Origin of the sequence: Pseudomonas caricapapayae (genome assembly GCF_001400735.1) — a bacterium.
GTDB classification, from domain to species: domain Bacteria; phylum Pseudomonadota; class Gammaproteobacteria; order Pseudomonadales; family Pseudomonadaceae; genus Aquipseudomonas; species Aquipseudomonas caricapapayae.
In genome coordinates, this window is sequence record NZ_LJPW01000121.1 from 1 (window position 1) to 17,725 (window position 17,725).

The window sequence follows — 17,725 nt, forward strand, 5'->3', positions numbered from 1 at the left end:
AGTGCCGCACGGTGCTGAATATGCCGCTGCATGCGCCCGTTGCGCGGTTCGTAGGCACTGAATTCGATGCTCGCCAGAATCAGCCTCGGCCGTGGTTGCAAGTCATCGATCAGGCGTTCCGGCAGCTTCGGCTTTTGCTCGACAGGCTTTTCCATTTCCTGCTGGTGCGAAGCCAGCGCCGCTTGCAGCAGTGGCCGGTTCTGCGGGTCCTGCAGGAAATGCAGCGCGGCGACGCAATGTTTGCAGTCGTTGCGGACCGGGCAGGTGCATTTGCAGGTCAGGTAATTCTTGTAGCGATCCGGGTCCTTGAACAGCAGGGTCTGGGTATAGATTTCCAGATCCGAGCCACGGCATGCGGTACGGATGATCTGCGGGCTGGAGTCTTCCAGCACGATGCGTTTTTGCCGGGCGTAGTCAAGCCCTCGCTCAAGCGTTCGATCGTTGAATAAGTCTGTCCAGGCCGAGGCCAGGACTTTTTCGAGAATGGACGACAAGTTTTAAAAGGCCCTACGCCGCAGCGATGCTCAAAAGAAAGGGGGCGCCTTGGCGTCCCTTGCGTACGTAAAGATCAAAGAGGAGAAACTTTGATCAGCAACGCGAGGTTGCCATTGTCCAGATAAGTCAGCTCACCGTTTTTTACCCGGGCGGTCTGCTTCAATCGTTCACTGCTGATGACCACGCCATGCGGGTCCAGCTGGTTGACCCAGAATTGTGCACCAATATCGGTAAAGCGTGCCATCGCCAGACTCACGGTGCCCTCGATGGGGAAGTGGCCGAGCCGCTCTTCACCACTGGTAATGGCGACCTTGCCGGGCTCGGTGCCGATGGTCTGCTGCCAGGCGCGCTGCATCAGTACTTCATAGTTGCCGCTGCCTTGCAGCTTGCTGGCCAAGTCGTTGAGGGCAGGGCTTCGCTCATCGTTCGCGTCGATCTTCTGCGCGCCCTTGTCCCAGTTTTCCGGGACAAGCTGGCGGGTAGAGGCAGGTTCGCCGTTCTGGCGAAACAGCAGAATCTCGACCTGATAGACACCGTCCGCAAACGCAGTCGGCGCGATCAGCGTCAGCAGCAGGGTCAATGAACGAAGCAAACGCATGCGTGAATCCTTCAAGCAGTTTTCGGGGTCAGGCGCTGAAGCAGCGCTTCGATCGTGTTGAAGCGCTCTTCCGGGCGCTCCATGGGGACCAGGAATTTGAACAGCGTGGCACCTTCGAACTTGTAACGGTTGGGCTGGCTCTGGATCAGCTTGATCAGGGTCAGTGGGTCAACCGGCGTATCGGCCGCGAATTCGATACGGCCACCTTGTGGGCCACCGTCGATTTTCTTGATGCCCAGCTGTTCGGCGTGCAATTTGAGCAGCGTGATACGCACCAGGTTCTTGGTCGGCTCCGGCAACAGGCCGAAACGGTCGATCATTTCCACCTGAAGATCCTTCAAGGCCTCTTCGTCAGCCGCGTTGGCAATGCGCTTGTAGAGAATCAGGCGGGTGTGCACGTCGGGCAGGTAGTCTTCCGGGATCAGTGCCGGCACGCGCAGGTTGATTTCCGGTCCGCCGCCCAGCGGCTGATCGAGATTGGGCTGTTCGCCCTTGCGAATCGACTTGACCGCACGCTCGAGCATTTCCATATAGAGGGTGAAGCCCACCGCCTGGATCTGGCCGCTCTGGCCGTCGCCGAGCAACTCGCCCGCGCCACGGATCTCAAGGTCGTTGGTGGCAAGCACAAAGCCCGCACCAAGGTCCTGTGTGTTGGCAATCGCTTCCAGACGCTTTTCGGCGTCGGGAGTGATCTGTTTGCGTGGCGGGGTCAGCAGGTAGGCGTAGGCCTGATGGTGACTGCGCCCGACGCGCCCGCGCAGCTGGTGCAGCTGGGCCAGGCCGAATTTGTCGGCACGTTCGATGATGATGGTGTTGGCACTGGGTACGTCGATGCCGGTCTCGATGATGGTCGAAGCGATCAGCACGTTGAAGCGCTTGTGATAGAAGTCGCTCATCACCTGTTCGAGCTCTCGCTCGCGCATCTGCCCGTGGCCGATGCCGATACGGGCTTCCGGTACCAGCTCGGCCAGGTCCGCTGCGCATTTCTCGATGGTCTTGACGTCGTTGTGCAGGTAATAGACCTGCCCGCCGCGCAATAGCTCGCGCAGCAGGGCTTCCTTGATCGTGGGCTTGTTCTGCTCCATGACAAAGGTGCGCACCGACAGCCTGCGCGCCGGTGGCGTGGCGATGATCGACAGATCACGCATGCCCGACACCGCCATGTTAAGGGTACGCGGGATCGGCGTAGCGGTCAGGGTCAGAATATCGACCTCACTGCGCAGCGCCTTGAGCTGTTCTTTCTGACGTACGCCGAAACGGTGTTCTTCGTCGATGATTACCAGACCAAGATTCTTGATCTTGACGTCATCCTGCAGCAGTTTGTGCGTGCCGATGACAATGTCGATCTTGCCCTCGGCCAGATCGGCCACGGCGGCGTTGACTTCCTTGGCCGATTTGAAGCGGCTCATCACTTCTACCGTCACCGGCCAGTCGGCGAAGCGGTCGCGGAAGCTGTTGTAGTGCTGCTGGGCGAGCAGGGTGGTCGGCACCAGAATTGCGACCTGACGCCCGCCGTGCACGGCAATGAACGCGGCACGCATGGCCACTTCGGTCTTGCCGAAGCCCACGTCGCCACACACCAGGCGATCCATTGGCTTGGGTGCCAGCATGTCGGCGCGTACGGCTTCGATGGTGGTCTGCTGATCCGGCGTTTCCTCGAACGGGAAGCCCGCGCTGAAGGTGGCGTAGTCGGCTTTCGGGTCGGCAAAGGCATAACCCTCACGGGCTGCCCGGCGCGCGTAGATATCCAGCAGTTCGGCCGCCACGTCGCGAACCTGTTCGGCAGCCTTGCGCTTGGCTTTCTGCCAGGTTTCCGAACCCAGCCGGTGCAGCGGCGCGGTCTCGTCGTCGCTGCCGGTGTAGCGGGCGATCAGGTGCAGGTTGGCGACCGGGACGTACAGCTTGGCGTCCTCGGCGTAGGCCAGCATCAGAAATTCGGCGACCTGATTCTCGACTTCCAGCGTCGCCAGCCCCAGATAGCGACCGACGCCATGGTCGATGTGCACCACCGGCGCGCCTTCGCGCAGTTCGGTAAGGTTCTTGATGACGGCGTCGTTGTTGCCGCCATCAGTGCGTTTTTCGCGACGACGGCGCTGCATGACACGCTGGCCGAACAATGGGCTTTCAGCGATCAGCGCCAGCGCCGGTTGTTCCAGCAGCAAGCCTTCGTCGAGCGGCGCAATGGTGATTGCCAGTCTGTCCTTGCCGTCGACGAAGTCCAGCCAGCTGTCGACAGTCTTCGGCCGCAGCTTGAGGCGTTCCAGCAACTCCAGCAGCACTTCCCGGCGTCCGGCGGACTCGGCAGTGAACAGCACGCGACCGGGGAAATCATCGAGAAACCCAGACAATGCCGCCAATGGCTGACTGGCCTTGGCTTCAATGGACAGGTCCGGCAAGGTCTGCGCTGGAAAACGCTCGCGCCCGCCACCGGCGTCGACATCCTGTTGGCTGGCAACCACGCGCGGCCAGTTTTTCAGGCGCGCAAAACAGTCTTCCACCGGTAAAAACAGCTCGGCCGGTGGCAACAGTGGCCGGGCTGGATCGACTCGGCGTTCTTCGTAGCGGTTGCGCACGTCGTTCCAGAAGTTTTCTGCGGCCTGTTCGATACCAGGCAGGGAAAACACCTGGGTGTCCTGCGGCAGGTAATCGAACAGGGTCGAGGTTTCCTCGAAGAACAACGGAATGTAGTACTCGATGCCAGCTGGTGTGATACCGCTGCTCAAGTCCTGGAAAATCGGGCTGCGCCGAAAATCCACATCGAAGCGTTCGCGAAAGCGCGCCTTGAAGCGCGTGACTTCCTCTTTCTGCAGTGGAAATTCGCGGGCAGGCAACAGGCGTACCGACTCGACCTTGTCGATGGAGCGCTGCGTGTCCGGATCGAACGTGCGCAGCGTTTCGATTTCGTCGTCGAACAGATCGATGCGGAACGGCAGCTTGCTGCCCATCGGGAACAGATCAATCAGTGCGCCGCGTACGGTGAACTCGCCATGCTCGTAAACCGTATCCACATAGCGATAGCCGCTGGCTTCCAGGCGCGTACGCATCGCCTCCACATCGAGCTTCTGGCCGACATCCAGCACCAGACTGCTGCCAAGCAGGAATTTGGTCGGCGCAAGTCTGTGTAGGGCGGTCGTGATGGGAACTACCAAAACGCCATGTTCCAGCTCAGGCAGGCGATAGAGGCTGGCGATGCGCTGGGAAATAATGTCCTGGTGCGGCGAAAACAGATCGTAGGGCAGGGTTTCCCAGTCCGGGAAGTGCAGAACCGGCAGCGTGGGCGCAAAAAACTTCAGCTCCTGCTCCAGCCGCTCGGCGCTCTGGCTGTCGGCGGTCAAGAGCAGGGTGAAGCGCTTGGCTGCGCTGGCAGCCTCGGCAATGGCCAGGCTCAGTGCGGCACCGGGCAGATTGCCCCAGTGTTGTTTGCCTGCAGCGGCAGAAAGATGCGGTAGACGCAGAACTGGCACGGGAAGGTCGGGCTCCAGGCGTTGCAACAGGGGCGGCGATTGTAACGGGGGAAGGCGGTGGCTGTCAGTTTTCCAGAGTATTACCTCGTGTTTACGGGCGAAAATTATGTAGTGCCCGTCGATATGACAGTCGCGCATTGCTCATAAACAAAGGCGCGGTCATAATGTAGCCCCTTTTTTCAGCCCCTACATGTGGAAGGTTCCCGTGACTCAGAAGCCCGACCAGTGTCTTGGTGAATGGATCGATCGTGAAGCCCTCGCCGAAGCGATGATCCCGCTCATCGGTCAGCTCTACCGCAATAACAATGTGGTGAGTTCGATCTATGGCCGCAGCCTGATCAACCGTTCAGTGATCGCGATTCTCAAAGCTCACCGCTTTGCGCGTCATCGTCAGTCCGATGCAGTTGAGTTGTCCGTACATGAGACGTTTCCGCTTGTAAAAGCGATGAGCGAACTCAAGCTGGGTGCCGCTTCGGTGGACCTGGGCAAGCTGGCCGTGAAGTTCAAGACCGAAGGCAACGGCCGCACGCCAGAGCAGTTCGTACGTGAAGAACTGGCCACTGTAGTGGGGCAGCAGGGCACCAGCCCACGCAAGGGTACTGATGTCGTGCTTTACGGTTTCGGTCGTATCGGTCGCCTGCTGGCGCGGATCCTGATCGAGAAGACGGGTGGTGGCGACGGCCTGCGTCTGCGTGCCATCGTGGTCCGCAAAGGTGCGGAAAACGATCTGGTCAAGCGTGCCAGCCTGCTGCGCCGCGACTCGGTACATGGTCCGTTCGACGGCACCATCACTATTGATGAGGCCAACAGCACCATCACTGCCAATGGCAACCTGATTCAGGTCATCTATGCCAAGAACCCGTCCGAGGTGGATTACACCCAGTACGGTATCAAGGATGCTCTGCTGGTAGACAACACCGGTGTATGGCGTGATGCAGACGGCCTGGGCCAGCATCTGGCCTGCCCTGGCATCGACCGCGTCGTCCTGACCGCGCCGGGCAAAGGCAAGCTCAAGAACATCGTGCACGGCATCAACCACGGTGAAATCACCGCAGACGACAAGATCGTTTCCGCAGCATCCTGTACCACCAACGCCATCGTGCCGGTGCTCAAGGCTGTCAACGACAAGTTCGGCATCACCAACGGTCACGTCGAAACGGTTCACTCGTACACCAATGACCAGAACCTGATCGACAACTTCCACAAGGGCGATCGTCGTGGCCGCAGCGCCGCGTTGAACATGGTCATCACCGAAACCGGTGCAGCCACCGCTGCCGCGAAGGCACTGCCCGAACTGGCCGGCAAGCTGACCGGCAACGCGATCCGCGTTCCGACACCGAACGTGTCCATGGCCATTCTCAACCTCAACCTCGAGAAGCCGACCGCTCGTGAGGAAATGAACGAGTACCTGCGCTACATGGCGCTGCACTCGGACCTGCACAAGCAGATCGACTTCGTGAACTCGCAGGAAGTGGTCTCCACGGACTTCGTTGGCTCGCGTCACGCCGGTGTGGTGGATGCCGAAGCCACCATCGTCGACGATAACCGCGTTGTGCTGTACGTCTGGTACGACAACGAGTTCGGTTACAGCCACCAGGTGGTTCGCGTGATGGAAGACATGGCAGACGTCAATCCGCCAGCCTTTCCACAATAAGCGCTTGAATCGCCCGGCCTGACCGGGCAATCAATAAACGGGCCGAACCTTGCGCAAGCAGGCTTCGGCCCGTTTTGTTTTGAAGCGCGTCGTGAGAGTCTGTCAGTCCCAGCCCATTCCGATAACGGAGCAGTCAAGGATGAGCAGTTCAGCCATGGATGGTTTGCAGTCACCTGTTAAAAGCAGTTTGTTCTTGCTGTTTCTGACAATTTTCATCCCCTTTGGCCTGGGGCATTTCGTTTCCTACCTGTTTCGTACCGTCAATGCGGTGATCTACGTCGATCTGCAAACCGACCTGAGCTTGCCCGCCAGCAGTCTGGGTTTGCTGACCGGCGTGTACTTTCTCACCTTCGCAGCCGCGCAGATTCCGCTCGGGGTGATGCTCGACCGTTATGGCCCGCGCAGCGTGCAGGCGCCGATGCTGTTGTTCGCGGTCGCCGGTTCGGTCATTTTCAGTGTCTCCAGTACCGAGACCGGGCTGTTGATCGGGCGTGGTCTGATCGGCCTGGGGGTGGCGGGTTCGCTGATGAGTGCGATCAAGGCGTGTGCCATCTGGTTGCCGGTCGAGCGTTTGCCGCTGAGCACCGCTTGCCTGCTGTCGATTGGCGGGCTGGGCGCGATGGCGTCGACCACACCATTGCATGCGTTGCTGAGCTGGTTGACCTGGCGAGAAGCGTTTCTGGTTCTGGCGCTGCTGACCTTTTGTGTGGTTGTGGTCATACATTTCAGCGTTCCCAAAGCCTACGAGAGCAAAAATACTCGATACAGCGATATGTTTGCTGCGGTCGGCAAACTGTACTCGTCGTGGACGTTCTGGCGTCTGGCGTTGTACTCGGTGTTCGCACACGCCATCTACATGTCGGTGCTGTCATTGTGGATGGGGCCGTGGTTGCGCGACATGGCAGGTTTGAGTGATTCCGCTATGGCCAGTGTGCTGTTGTTCGGGGCCATCGCGATGGTGGCGGGGTCTCTGACGTTCGGCGCAATCACCGATTACCTGCGCAGGTACGGCGTACAGCCGATCATGATCTGTGGCACCGGGATGGTCATTTTTATCGGCTTCCAGGTGTTGATGGCCAGCGGCTTGCCGGTATCGCCTTATCTGATTGCCATGGGCTTCAGCTTCTTCGGCACCTCGACGACCATGAACTACGCCATCGTGGCGCAATCTGTGTCGCCAGAACTGGCGGGCAGGGTCAGTTCGTCGTTCAACCTGGTGGTGTTCGTGCTGGCGTTTTTTCTTCAGTGGCTGATGGGCGTGGTGCTCAATCTGTGGCCTGCGGCGCAGGGTGCCGGTCATCCGCTTGAGGCCTATCAGTGGTCGCTGGGCCTGATGGTGGCGTTGCAATTGCCCGGCGTGTTGCTCTGGCTTGGCTTCCGACCCTGGAAGCGCGCTGTCTGAAAAAGCAAAACCCCGGCCGAGTTTAACTCGTTCCGGGGTTTTCGTTCACCTGTGACAGATTACCGATGCCGTCCTTAATCAAGCGGTGGCAGTGGCTCCGGGGGCCTCAAGCTTTTGCCCGCCCTTGCGGAACAGCACCAGCGTCGCAACCAGACCCAACACAGCTGCACCGGTCAGCCAGATGCCTGGCGCTGCCTTGTTGCCCAGTTCGTGGATCAGGTACGTACAGGCTGCAGGCGTAAAGCCACCGAAGGTCGCGGTTGCCAGGCTGTACGCCAGCGAGAAGCCGGTGGTACGGACTTCGACCGGCATGATCTCGGTCAGCGCCACGACCATGGCACCGTTGTATGACCCGTACAGGAACGAGAACCACAGCTCGACCATCAACAGATGACTGAAGCTGGGGTGCTCTACCAGCCATGACAGCGCAGGATAGGCGGTGGCGATAGCCAGCACGGTTGCCGCGACCAGCAAAGGCTTGCGGCCGATACGGTCCGAGAAGGAACCCATGATCGGCAGCCAGATGAAGTTCGAGACGCCGACACAGACCGTCACCAGCAGGCTTTCCAGATCAGTCAGGTTCAGTTCGTTCTTGCCGAAGGTCGGGGTATAGGCCGTGATCAGGTAGAACGACACTGTCGTCATGACCACCAACGCCATGCCGCCCAGCACCAGGCCGAAGTTCTGGCTGATGGAGCGCACGACCTCACGCAATGTCGGGCGATGTGTGCGGGCTTCGAACTCGGGTGATTCTTCCAGCGAGCGGCGGATGATGAAAATCGCCGGCACGATCAGGCAGCCGATCAGGAACGGCACGCGCCAGCCCCATTCGCCCATCTGCTCAGGGCTCAGCCAGTGGTTAAGGCCGACGCCCAGCAGGCCGGCGAATACCACGGCCGCCTGTTGGCTGGCGGACTGCCAGCTGACGAAGAAACCTTTGCGACCCGGCGTCGAAATTTCGGCGAGATACACCGAAACGCCACCCAGCTCGACACCCGCCGAGAAGCCTTGCAGCAGGCGACCGAGCAGCACCAGCAAGGGTGCCACGACGCCCAGCGTGGCGTAACCCGGCACGCAGGCAATCAGCAAAGTGCCCATTGCCATCATTGCGAGGGTGATAATCAACCCTTTGCGACGTCCGTGACGGTCGATGTAGGCACCGAGAAAGATCGCGCCCAGCGGGCGCATCAGGAAGCCTGCGCCAAAGGTCGCCAAGGACAGCATCAACGAAGCGAATGCGCTGTCGGAGGGGAAGAAGGTCTTGGCAATGGCCGTGGCGTAAAAGCCGTAGACCATGAAATCGAACATCTCGAGGAAGTTACCGCTGACAACGCGAAAGATCGCTTTGCCCTTACTTGTTGTGGAGGCCATTTAGTTACTCGCTCAGGCTCGTCGGCTTGGAGTCCGTTGTCGTTGTTATCCCGTTTACATCGCCATTACGTGTGTGCGACTGGCGATGCACATTTGTAACAGTATGTGTAACAGGGCTCAAAGACAACCGTTTCGGCGATTTGCTATCAGTTAACAGACGCTTGACAGGTGAGAGGCTTGAGCGTCGTACGGCGTGTTGACTGGATGAAACCGGATGAGCAGACATGCTGCGCGGGAACCATAAGTGCGTCGTCGACCACTCAATATTTTGCTCTGCCTCGTATCGGGATGGTTGATCGATTATCCGGGCGGGCTTTCAGGGACAGTTTTCTGGCTTGACCGTTGATCACGGCAGGTCACTCGGAATGGTTTTTATAGTGCGGGGCATGGGTTTGCGTGGGTTTGGCAGGGTTACAGGATGCCTCGTGTTGCTGGTGTGCGGCGGTTGCGGCCAGGAGCGCAAGCTTGAAAGCTTCGGTGGGCCAGCGATGGGCAGCCACTATTCGGTGGTGTATGTGCGTGCCTCCGGGCAGCCTGAGCCTGCGGTCGTGCGCCCGGAGGTAGAGGCCATTCTGGCCGAAGTCGATCAACAGATGTCGCTCTGGCGCAGTGATTCGGACATCGAACTCTTTAATGCATTGCCTGCCAATAGCTGCCGGACCATGCCTGAAGCGGTTCTGAAACTGATTGATGTGGGCGAGCAGTTGTCGCGGGAAAGTCACGGAGCCTTTGACCTGACGGTCAAACCGCTGATGGACCTGTGGGGGTTGGGGGCTCATGCGCTGTTCGAACAAATGCCGCTGGTTCGCCAACTCTCACGAGCCCGGGCGATGGTGGGCTATCGCAGTCTGAGCATTGTCGGGCAACAGTTGTGCAAGAGCGCCGCTGTGCAAGTGGACCTCAACAGCATTGCCGCCGGTTATGCGGTCGATCGCATCAGCGAGCGCATGGAAGCGCTCGGTCTGCACGACTATCTGGTGCACGCCACAGGTGAGCTGAAAGTCAATGGACTCAAGCCCGATGGTTCGCCCTGGCGGGTGACCCTCGATGCGCCGCGCGATGATGGCAATGTCGCGCAAAAAGTATTCCCTCTGAATGGCTATGCGCTGTCTACCTCGGGGGATTACCGTCGCTATCTGGACGGTGAGGGCGGGCGCAGGCGTATTTCCGACACACTGGATGCCGTGACCGGCCAGCCCGTCCACCATGGCCTGGCATCGGTGACGGTAATTCACCCCTCGGCGCTGATGGCCGACGGCCTGTCATCGCTGTTGTTGATTCTCGGCCCGCAGCGGGGCTGGAATTATGCGCAAGAACATAAAATCCCTGCTTTTTTTGTGATTCGTGCCGATAAGCGCTTTATCATCCGCAGCAACGCGTCGTTTGATCGTCTGGCTGTGGAGCAGCCGCGGTAATTGAATCGCCCGGTTGCTCGCCCGATACAGACAAAAATTGGCCTTCGACGCGACCAAGGGTTAATGTTCGCCGCCTCGGTGCAGCGCTAGACTGCGCCGCGTGATTTAGCCAGAGATGCCAGAGTGGCGCCTCGGTCTGTTTAAAGGAGTACGCATGGCTGTCTACAACTACGACGTAGTGGTACTGGGTTCCGGCCCTGCCGGAGAAGGCGCGGCAATGAATGCCGCCAAGGCGGGGCGCAAGGTCGCCATGGTCGACAGCCGTCGGCAAGTGGGCGGCAACTGCACCCATTTGGGCACCATTCCGTCCAAGGCTCTGCGTCACTCGGTCAAGCAGATCATTCAGTTCAACACCAACCCGATGTTTCGTGCCATTGGCGAGCCGCGCTGGTTTTCGTTTCCGGATGTATTGAAAAACGCCGAGATGGTCATTTCCAAGCAAGTGGCCTCGCGCACCAGTTATTACGCCCGCAACCGGGTCGACGTTTTTTTCGGCACTGGCAGTTTCGCCGACGAGACCAGCATCAATGTGGTCTGCAGTAATGGCGTGGTGGAGAAGCTGGTTGCCAACCAGATCATCATCGCCACCGGTTCGCGCCCGTACCGGCCTGCCGACATTGATTTCAGTCACAAGCGTATCTACGACAGCGACACCATTCTCAGTCTGGGGCACACGCCGCGCAAGCTGATCATTTACGGTGCGGGCGTGATCGGCTGCGAATACGCTTCGATCTTCAGTGGTCTGGGCGTTCTGGTCGAACTGGTGGACAACCGTGACCAGTTGCTGAGCTTCCTGGATTCGGAAATCTCTCAGGCACTGAGTTATCACTTCAGCAACAACAACGTGATGGTTCGCCATAACGAAGAATACGAGAAGGTCGAAGGTCTGGACAACGGCGTTGTTCTGCACCTCAAGTCCGGCAAGAAAATCAAGGCGGACGCGTTGCTGTGGTGCAATGGCCGTACCGGTAACACCGACAAGCTGGGTCTGGAAAACATCGGTCTCAAGGCCAACGGTCGTGGCCAGATCGAGGTTGACGAGAACTACCGCACCAGCGTGTCCAACGTCTATGGTGCGGGTGACGTCATCGGCTGGCCAAGTCTGGCGAGCGCCGCCTACGATCAGGGCCGTTCGGCGGCTGGCAGCATGGTCGACAATGGCAGCTGGCGCTATGTCAACGACGTGCCGACCGGTATCTATACGATTCCGGAGATCAGTTCGATCGGCAAGAACGAACATGAGTTGACCCAGGCCAAGGTGCCGTATGAAGTAGGCAAGGCGTTCTTCAAAGGCATGGCCCGTGCGCAGATTTCCGGGGAGCGGGTCGGGATGCTTAAAATCCTGTTCCACCGCGAGACGCTCGAGGTGCTCGGTGTGCATTGCTTCGGGGACCAGGCGTCCGAGATCGTGCACATTGGCCAGGCGATTATGAGCCAGCCGGGTGAAGCGAACACGATGAAGTATTTCGTCAACACCACGTTCAACTACCCGACCATGGCCGAAGCCTATCGGGTTGCTGCATACGACGGCCTCAACCGGCTTTTTTAAGCGACTCCGGCCGGTGGCCTGAGCCGGCCGGGGAGACCGATTTCAGCGATTCCCGAGCGTGGCGGTGGCCAAACCGGGAAAGTCTGTAATCAGGCTGTCGACGCCGAAATCAGCCAGCCTGCGCATCAGTGCAGGCTCGTTGACTGTCCACACTGACACATGCAGGCCCTGACGCTGTGCTTTCTGCAGGCGCTCCGGGGTACACAGTGTCCAGTTCAATGCCAGAATTTCACAGCCGTAACTCTGCGCGACCTTCAAGGGATCGAGCCAGGCATATTCGGCCACCAGTCCTCGCGAGATGTCCGGCGTCAGGTCCAGGGCTGCGCGCAGCACTTCACGTGAGCTGGAAGTGATAGTGATCTTGTCCAGCAAGCCATGACGCTGGGCCATTTCACGAATCGCCAGCACGGTGTTGGCTGCGCGGGTACGGGATGCGCTTTTGACTTCCAGTTGCCAGTGCTCGAAATCACACCGCTCGAAGAGTTCTTCCAGACGCGGAACAGGGCAGGGCGAGACCCAGCCAGGTCCGCCCTTGCGTGCGTCATAGGTCACCAGATCGGCGGCAAGATGCTCATTGACCTTGCCGCGCCGGTCGGTAGTGCGTTTGAGGGTCGGGTCATGAATGACCATCAACTCGCCGTCCCTCGACAGGTGCAGGTCCAGTTCACAGCGGCGTACGCCATGCTTGAGGCATTCCTGAAAGCTGGTCAGGGTGTTTTCCGGTGCTTCGCCCTTGGCGCCGCGGTGGCCGTAGATAAGGGTCACGTTTACTCCTGGCCGTTAAGGCGCTCACTGCTGGTGTGTAGTGATGAGGTGAAACAGGGTATTTCGAGCGCTCAGTTGCCGGATGGCTGTCCTTGTTCAAGGGCTTGACGTCGATGCTGGGCCTGCCGCTGCAGCACATGGCGTGCGAGCAACTGGCGTTGAGCGTCCGGAAGGTGGACGAAATCGGTGCTGACGTCAAAACCGCCATCTGCGCGTGCGTCACACTGGCTGACCCTGGCACGCAACATCAGGCCTGCGGCCTGAGGCATCAGTACCATTTTGAGCGACAGTTGATCGCCCACGGCAAAACCTTGTTGCGAATTGAATTGAATGCCGCCTTCGGACAGCTTTACCGGCTGCGGAGCCCCCAGTTTGCCCAGCGCAGTGTGTGCGACCACTTCGCCCAGCAGGTCGATACGCTTGCTCAGCGATTTGAGAAAACTGTTCAGCACCCGGTCGCGCTCATCGAGCTGGCGCATCAAATGCTGTGATTCGAACTCGCTGACATGCAGCTCGCTGAGCAGGTCGAACAGCGTCGAAGTATCCTGCATGGCGTCCTGGCTTGCCTGGTCGGCACCGGACAGGGGGTGAATTTCCAGTGCGACGCTGTCGTCGATACGGTAGTATTCGCGGCGTCCTGCTTCATCTAATGTCGACATGGCGAACCCAAGCTAGCGGCGGTGGTCAGAGAGTTTCGAGTGTAAAGCTGCACGTCAAGGCCCGCCACATGGACGTCCTCATTCCTGCGAACAAATTCCTACATGTTCAGACCTCTTTTTGTATTTATAGGCACGCGCTACACACGTGCGAAGCGACGCAATCATTTTGTTTCCTTCATTTCCCTGACGTCCATGATCGGCCTCGCCCTTGGCGTTGTAGTGATGATAGTCGTGTTATCGGTGATGAATGGTTTCGATCACGAGATGCGTACCCGTGTGCTGGGCATGGTGCCCCACGCGACCATCGAATCCGCTGACCCGATCACCGACTGGCGTGGCCTGGCCGCGAGGGTTCAGGAGAGCCCCCAGGTGCTGGCCGTTGCGCCGTTCACCCAGATGCAGGGTTTGCTGACCCATGACGGCAAGGTCCAGAAGGTGTTGCTCAATGGCATCGATCCGACCGAAGAGCGCAAGGTATCGATCATTGACCACTTCATCAGGCAGGGCCAGCTGGACAGCCTCTCTCCGGGAAGTTTCGGCATCATGATCGGCGACAAGGCGGCTGCCAAACTGGGCGTCGTGGTAGGCGACAAACTGACCTTTGTTGCGCCTGAAGTCACTGTCACGCCGGCGGGCATGTTTCCGCGCATGAAACGTTTTGAAGTGACCGGCATCTTTCACGTTGGCGCCGGCGAAATCGATGGCTTTCTGGGATTGACCAATCTCGACGATCTGGCCCGCCTGCATCGATGGAAGCCCAATCAGGTGCAGGGCCTGCGCCTCAAGTTCGACGACCTGTTTGCGGCACCACGTACCTCATGGGAGATCGCCCGGAAACTGGGCGAGAACACCTTCTATTCCCGTGACTGGACGCGCACCCATGGCAACCTCTATCAGGCCATCCGCATGGAAAAAGCCATGATCGGTCTGTTGCTGCTGCTGATCGTGGCTGTCGCGGCGTTCAACATCATTTCCACGCTGGTCATGGTGGTCAATGACAAGAAAGGCGACATCGCCATCTTGCGTACACTGGGCGCTACACCACGGCAGATCATGGCTATCTTCATGGTGCAGGGCACGGTGATCGGTGTGGTCGGCACGCTGATCGGCGCGGCGCTGGGCATCCTCGCAGCGCTTAATGTCAGCGCTGCCATCTCCGCGCTTGAAGGGTTGATCGGCCACAAGTTTCTCAACGCCGATGTCTATTTCATCGATTACCTGCCTTCGCAACTGATGGCCCAGGACGTGTTCCAGGTCTGCGGTGCGGCGTTGGTCCTGAGTTTCCTCGCCACCCTGTATCCCGCCTGGCGTGCTGCGCGCACCCAGCCGGCGGAGGCGTTACGTTATGAGTGAGTCGGGCATGTCTGATAAAGCAGTATTGAGTTGCCGCAACCTGGGTAAATCCTACGAGGAAGGTCCGGAGTCGGTCGTGGTGCTGTCCGGCTTGCAGCTGGAGCTGCATCCTGGCGAGCGGGTCGCGATTGTCGGCAGTTCGGGCTCGGGCAAAAGTACCTTGCTCAATCTTCTGGGCGGTCTGGACACGCCCTCCGAAGGCAGTGTCTGGCTGGCAGGCGAAGAACTGTCGGCGCTGGGCGAAAAGGCCCGCGGCCTGCTGCGTAACCGGGCGCTGGGTTTTGTCTATCAGTTTCACCACCTGCTGCCCGAATTCACGGCACTGGAAAACGTCTGCATGCCCTTGCTGATCGGCAATACCGCAATTCCCGAGGCACGCAAACGTTCCACTGCATTGCTGGAACGTGTCGGTCTCGGCCATCGTCTGGCGCACAAGCCTTCGGAGCTTTCCGGTGGTGAGCGGCAGCGTGTGGCAATTGCCCGTGCCTTGATCAATCAGCCCGGCCTGGTAATGCTTGACGAGCCGACCGGCAACCTTGACCACCACACAGCCCAGGGTATTCAGGACCTGATGCGTGAATTGAGCACTTCATCGCGCACGGCGTTTCTGATCGTGACCCACGACATGAGCCTGGCCAGGCAAATGGACCGTGTCCTGCGTCTGGAAGACGGCCGCCTCGTCGAGGCCTGATTGACCGGCCCGGCGCACTTCATCGCCCCGGGTTCTACGTTTTTATACGGTTTTTTTCCCCACGGTGCTTCGCGAATGTTCAGACCGTTACCCATCTTCATCGGCATGCGCTACACCCGCGCCAAACGCCGTAAAAGCTTCATATCGTTCATTTCGATGACCTCGATGATCGGTCTGGCACTCGGTGTGCTGGCGATGATCGTGGTGCTGTCGGTCATGAATGGTTTTCAGCGGGAAATGAGCTCGCGGATTCTGGGCATGGTGCCGCACGCGGTCATCGCGGGTGCCACGCCGGTAGACGACTGGAAGCCGCTGGCCGACGCTGCGCTGAAAAATCCTGAAGTCACCGCCGCCGTGCCGTTCACCGACATGGAGGGCATGCTCTCCTACAAAGGCTCGATGCAGCCGATCCAGATCAGTGGTATCGACCCGGCGCTGGAGCATGAGGTGTCGATCGTCACTCGGCACATCACGCGCGGAAGCCTCGAAGACCTCAAGCCGGGCGAATTTGGCGTGGTACTTGGCGATATCACCGCGCGCCGCTTTCGCTTGAGCATCGGCGACAAGCTGACGCTGATCGTGCCCGAAGTCAGCAGCGCCCCTGGCGGCATCACACCGCGCATGCAGCGTCTGACCGTCGTAGGTATTTTCAAGGTGGGTGCCGAGCTGGACGGCTCGATGGGGTTGATCAACATTGCCGACGCGGCGCAGATGCAACGCTGGCAGCCCGATCAGGTTCAGGGCGTACGGCTGGCGCTCAAGGACCTGTACAAGGCACCTCAGGTGTCTGCGGCGATCGCTGGTGCACTGGGTGCCGGCTACCACGCCGACGACTGGACCCATACCCAGGGCAGTCTGTTCAGCGCCATGAAGATGGAAAAAACCATGATCGGTCTGCTGCTGTTGATGATCGTTGCAGTCGCTGCGTTCAACATCATTGCCACGTTGATCATGGTGGTCAACGACAAGGGCGCGGACATCGCCATTCTGCGCACTATCGGCGCTACACCACGGCAGATCATGGCCATTTTCATGGTCCAGGGCACCGTGATCGGTATCGTCGGCACCCTGATCGGCGGCGTGCTGGGCATCATTGCTGCGCTGAATGTCAGCAGTCTGGTGGGCTGGGTCGAGCGGGTAAGTGGCCAGCATATATTCAGTTCCGACGTCTACTTCATCAGCAACCTGCCTTCCGAGCTGCAGGGCGGTGATGTACTGCTGATCTGCAGCGCCGGTTTTATCCTGAGCTTTCTGGCCACCCTCTACCCGGCCTGGCGCGCCGCGCAGATCCAGCCTGCGCATGCGCTGCGTTATGAGTGATCAGGCCTGAATGGCGTTCGCCCGGGTTGCGTTGCGGCCTACGATGGCAGCGGGCTGAGGCGGATTTTCGCTGAAAGCCCGACGCAAACGCTATAAACTCGCCGCGTTAATTCATGATCCAGGTATCGCCATGCATCCCGCAGCCGAACACTCGCCGCTGGGCAAGTCCAGTGAGTACATCGCCACCTACACACCGTCTCTGCTGTTCCCTATCCCTCGTGCCGCAAAATGGGCCGAGCTAGGGCTGACGGCTCAGACGCTGCCTTATCAGGGTGTCGATTTCTGGAATTGCTACGAGCTGTCCTGGCTGCTGCCCTCCGGCAAGCCGGTGGTGGCCATCGGTGAATTCAGTATTCCGGCCGAATCGCCCAATATCATCGAATCGAAGTCGTTCAAGCTGTACCTCAATTCGCTGAATCAGACAGCTTTCGCGAGCGTCGAACAGCTGAAAACCACCCTTGAGCAGGATCTGTCGGCTGCTGCGGGCAAGCCGGTAGGCGTGCGTATTCGCAGTCTGGCGGCGATCGAGGAAGAAGGTGTCGCGGCGTTGCCGGGCATGTGTATCGACGACCTGGACATCTCTGTCAGCAGCTATGATCGGCCGCAGCCCGAGTTGCTGCGATGTGATGAGTCGCGCGTTGTCGAAGAGAGCGTGCACAGTCATTTGCTCAAATCCAACTGTCCGGTCACCAGTCAGCCTGACTGGGGCAGCGTGGTGGTCGAATACCGCGGCGCGGCGCTGGATCACAGCAGTCTGCTGGCGTATATCGTCAGCTTCCGCCAGCATTCGGATTTTCATGAGCAATGCGTGGAAAGAATCTTTCTCGACCTGCAGCGCTTGCTCAAGCCAGAGAAGCTCACCGTGTATGCGCGTTACGTGCGCCGCGGTGGGTTGGACATCAACCCGTACCGCAGCACTGAAACATTGGCCGTGGATAATCGCAGGCTGGCGCGCCAGTAGGATGTGTGGTCATCAGCGCCGGTGCAAT

14 protein-coding genes are annotated in these 17,725 nt (G+C 59.3%); 8 read left to right on the forward strand and 6 right to left on the reverse strand.

Annotated features, from left to right (window positions below; genetic code table 11):
* The 3 genes from ALO80_RS16885 to mfd all read right to left on the reverse strand — a co-directional run.
* The coding region (locus tag ALO80_RS16885) for an SWIM zinc finger family protein (RefSeq protein WP_408003284.1) at positions 1 to 494 on the reverse strand (494 nt) is incomplete at its 3' end.
* 74 nt (positions 495 to 568) lie between these two features.
* Complete coding sequence (locus tag ALO80_RS16890; protein ID WP_054984991.1) at positions 569 to 1,093, reverse strand: CsiV family protein; 525 nt, start codon at positions 1,091 to 1,093, stop codon at positions 569 to 571.
* 11 nt (positions 1,094 to 1,104) lie between these two features.
* Positions 1,105 to 4,557, reverse strand: a complete 3,453-nt coding sequence (gene mfd / locus ALO80_RS16895; RefSeq protein WP_055009819.1) for a transcription-repair coupling factor — start codon at positions 4,555 to 4,557, stop codon at positions 1,105 to 1,107.
* 190 nt (positions 4,558 to 4,747) lie between these two features.
* Here mfd and ALO80_RS16900 point away from each other — a divergent pair, with 190 nt between their 5' ends.
* Complete coding sequence (locus tag ALO80_RS16900; RefSeq protein ID WP_055009820.1) at positions 4,748 to 6,211, forward strand: glyceraldehyde-3-phosphate dehydrogenase; 1,464 nt, start codon at positions 4,748 to 4,750, stop codon at positions 6,209 to 6,211.
* Between the two features lie 139 nt (positions 6,212 to 6,350).
* Positions 6,351 to 7,613, forward strand: a complete 1,263-nt coding sequence (locus ALO80_RS16905; protein WP_055009821.1) for an MFS transporter — start codon at positions 6,351 to 6,353, stop codon at positions 7,611 to 7,613.
* Positions 7,614 to 7,691: 78 nt separating this feature from the next.
* Here the strand turns inward: ALO80_RS16905 and tcuC are convergent, their stop codons facing one another.
* Complete coding sequence (tcuC, locus tag ALO80_RS16910) at positions 7,692 to 8,984, reverse strand: MFS transporter (RefSeq protein ID WP_055009822.1); 1,293 nt, start codon at positions 8,982 to 8,984, stop codon at positions 7,692 to 7,694.
* Positions 8,985 to 9,409: 425 nt separating this feature from the next.
* Here tcuC and ALO80_RS16915 point away from each other — a divergent pair, with 425 nt between their 5' ends.
* Positions 9,410 to 10,399, forward strand: coding sequence for an FAD:protein FMN transferase (locus ALO80_RS16915; RefSeq protein ID WP_055009823.1), 990 nt, complete (start codon positions 9,410 to 9,412; stop codon positions 10,397 to 10,399).
* A 154-nt stretch (positions 10,400 to 10,553) separates the two neighbouring features.
* Positions 10,554 to 11,948 carry a Si-specific NAD(P)(+) transhydrogenase gene (gene sthA, locus ALO80_RS16920; protein ID WP_055006540.1) on the forward strand — a complete coding sequence of 465 codons (1,395 nt, stop codon included), beginning with the start codon at positions 10,554 to 10,556 and terminating at the stop codon, positions 11,946 to 11,948.
* 42 nt (positions 11,949 to 11,990) lie between these two features.
* Here the strand turns inward: sthA and ALO80_RS16925 are convergent, their stop codons facing one another.
* Positions 11,991 to 12,713, reverse strand: coding sequence for a glycerophosphodiester phosphodiesterase (locus ALO80_RS16925; protein ID WP_054984976.1), 723 nt, complete (start codon positions 12,711 to 12,713; stop codon positions 11,991 to 11,993).
* Positions 12,714 to 12,784: 71 nt separating this feature from the next.
* Positions 12,785 to 13,372 (reverse strand): PilZ domain-containing protein, encoded by a 588-nt coding sequence (locus ALO80_RS16930; RefSeq protein WP_055009824.1) that lies wholly within the window; start codon positions 13,370 to 13,372, stop codon positions 12,785 to 12,787.
* A 102-nt stretch (positions 13,373 to 13,474) separates the two neighbouring features.
* Between ALO80_RS16930 and ALO80_RS16935 the strand changes: the two genes are divergently transcribed.
* The 4 genes from ALO80_RS16935 (at position 13,475) to queF (ending at position 17,697) form a co-directional block, all read left to right on the forward strand.
* On the forward strand, positions 13,475 to 14,725 hold the full coding sequence (locus ALO80_RS16935) for a lipoprotein-releasing ABC transporter permease subunit (RefSeq protein ID WP_055009825.1): 1,251 nt from the start codon (positions 13,475 to 13,477) through the stop codon (positions 14,723 to 14,725).
* Between the two features lie 7 nt (positions 14,726 to 14,732).
* Complete coding sequence (gene lolD / locus ALO80_RS16940; protein WP_174518960.1) at positions 14,733 to 15,416, forward strand: lipoprotein-releasing ABC transporter ATP-binding protein LolD; 684 nt, start codon at positions 14,733 to 14,735, stop codon at positions 15,414 to 15,416.
* Positions 15,417 to 15,491: 75 nt separating this feature from the next.
* Entirely contained in the window at positions 15,492 to 16,736 is a 1,245-nt protein-coding gene (locus tag ALO80_RS16945; RefSeq protein WP_054984972.1) for a lipoprotein-releasing ABC transporter permease subunit, read from the forward strand.
* A 130-nt stretch (positions 16,737 to 16,866) separates the two neighbouring features.
* Positions 16,867 to 17,697 carry an NADPH-dependent 7-cyano-7-deazaguanine reductase QueF gene (gene queF / locus ALO80_RS16950; RefSeq protein ID WP_055009827.1) on the forward strand — a complete coding sequence of 277 codons (831 nt, stop codon included), beginning with the start codon at positions 16,867 to 16,869 and terminating at the stop codon, positions 17,695 to 17,697.
* The last annotated feature ends 28 nt before the right edge of the window (positions 17,698 to 17,725 follow it).

What these genes read in the sequence shown, in the direction of transcription:
- tcuC (WP_055009822.1), bottom strand. Translation starts at nt 8,984, where the DNA reads ATGGCCTCCACAACAAGTAAGGGCAAAGCGATCTTTCGCGTTGTCAGC.
- ALO80_RS16930 (WP_055009824.1), bottom strand. Translation starts at nt 13,372, where the DNA reads ATGTCGACATTAGATGAAGCAGGACGCCGCGAATACTACCGTATCGAC.
- ALO80_RS16900 (WP_055009820.1), top strand. Translation starts at nt 4,748, where the DNA reads ATGTGGAAGGTTCCCGTGACTCAGAAGCCCGACCAGTGTCTTGGTGAA.
- ALO80_RS16890 (WP_054984991.1), bottom strand. Translation starts at nt 1,093, where the DNA reads ATGCGTTTGCTTCGTTCATTGACCCTGCTGCTGACGCTGATCGCGCCG.
- ALO80_RS16935 (WP_055009825.1), top strand. Translation starts at nt 13,475, where the DNA reads ATGTTCAGACCTCTTTTTGTATTTATAGGCACGCGCTACACACGTGCG.
- ALO80_RS16945 (WP_054984972.1), top strand. Translation starts at nt 15,492, where the DNA reads ATGTTCAGACCGTTACCCATCTTCATCGGCATGCGCTACACCCGCGCC.
- ALO80_RS16905 (WP_055009821.1), top strand. Translation starts at nt 6,351, where the DNA reads ATGAGCAGTTCAGCCATGGATGGTTTGCAGTCACCTGTTAAAAGCAGT.
- lolD (WP_174518960.1), top strand. Translation starts at nt 14,733, where the DNA reads ATGTCTGATAAAGCAGTATTGAGTTGCCGCAACCTGGGTAAATCCTAC.
- queF (WP_055009827.1), top strand. Translation starts at nt 16,867, where the DNA reads ATGCATCCCGCAGCCGAACACTCGCCGCTGGGCAAGTCCAGTGAGTAC.
- sthA (WP_055006540.1), top strand. Translation starts at nt 10,554, where the DNA reads ATGGCTGTCTACAACTACGACGTAGTGGTACTGGGTTCCGGCCCTGCC.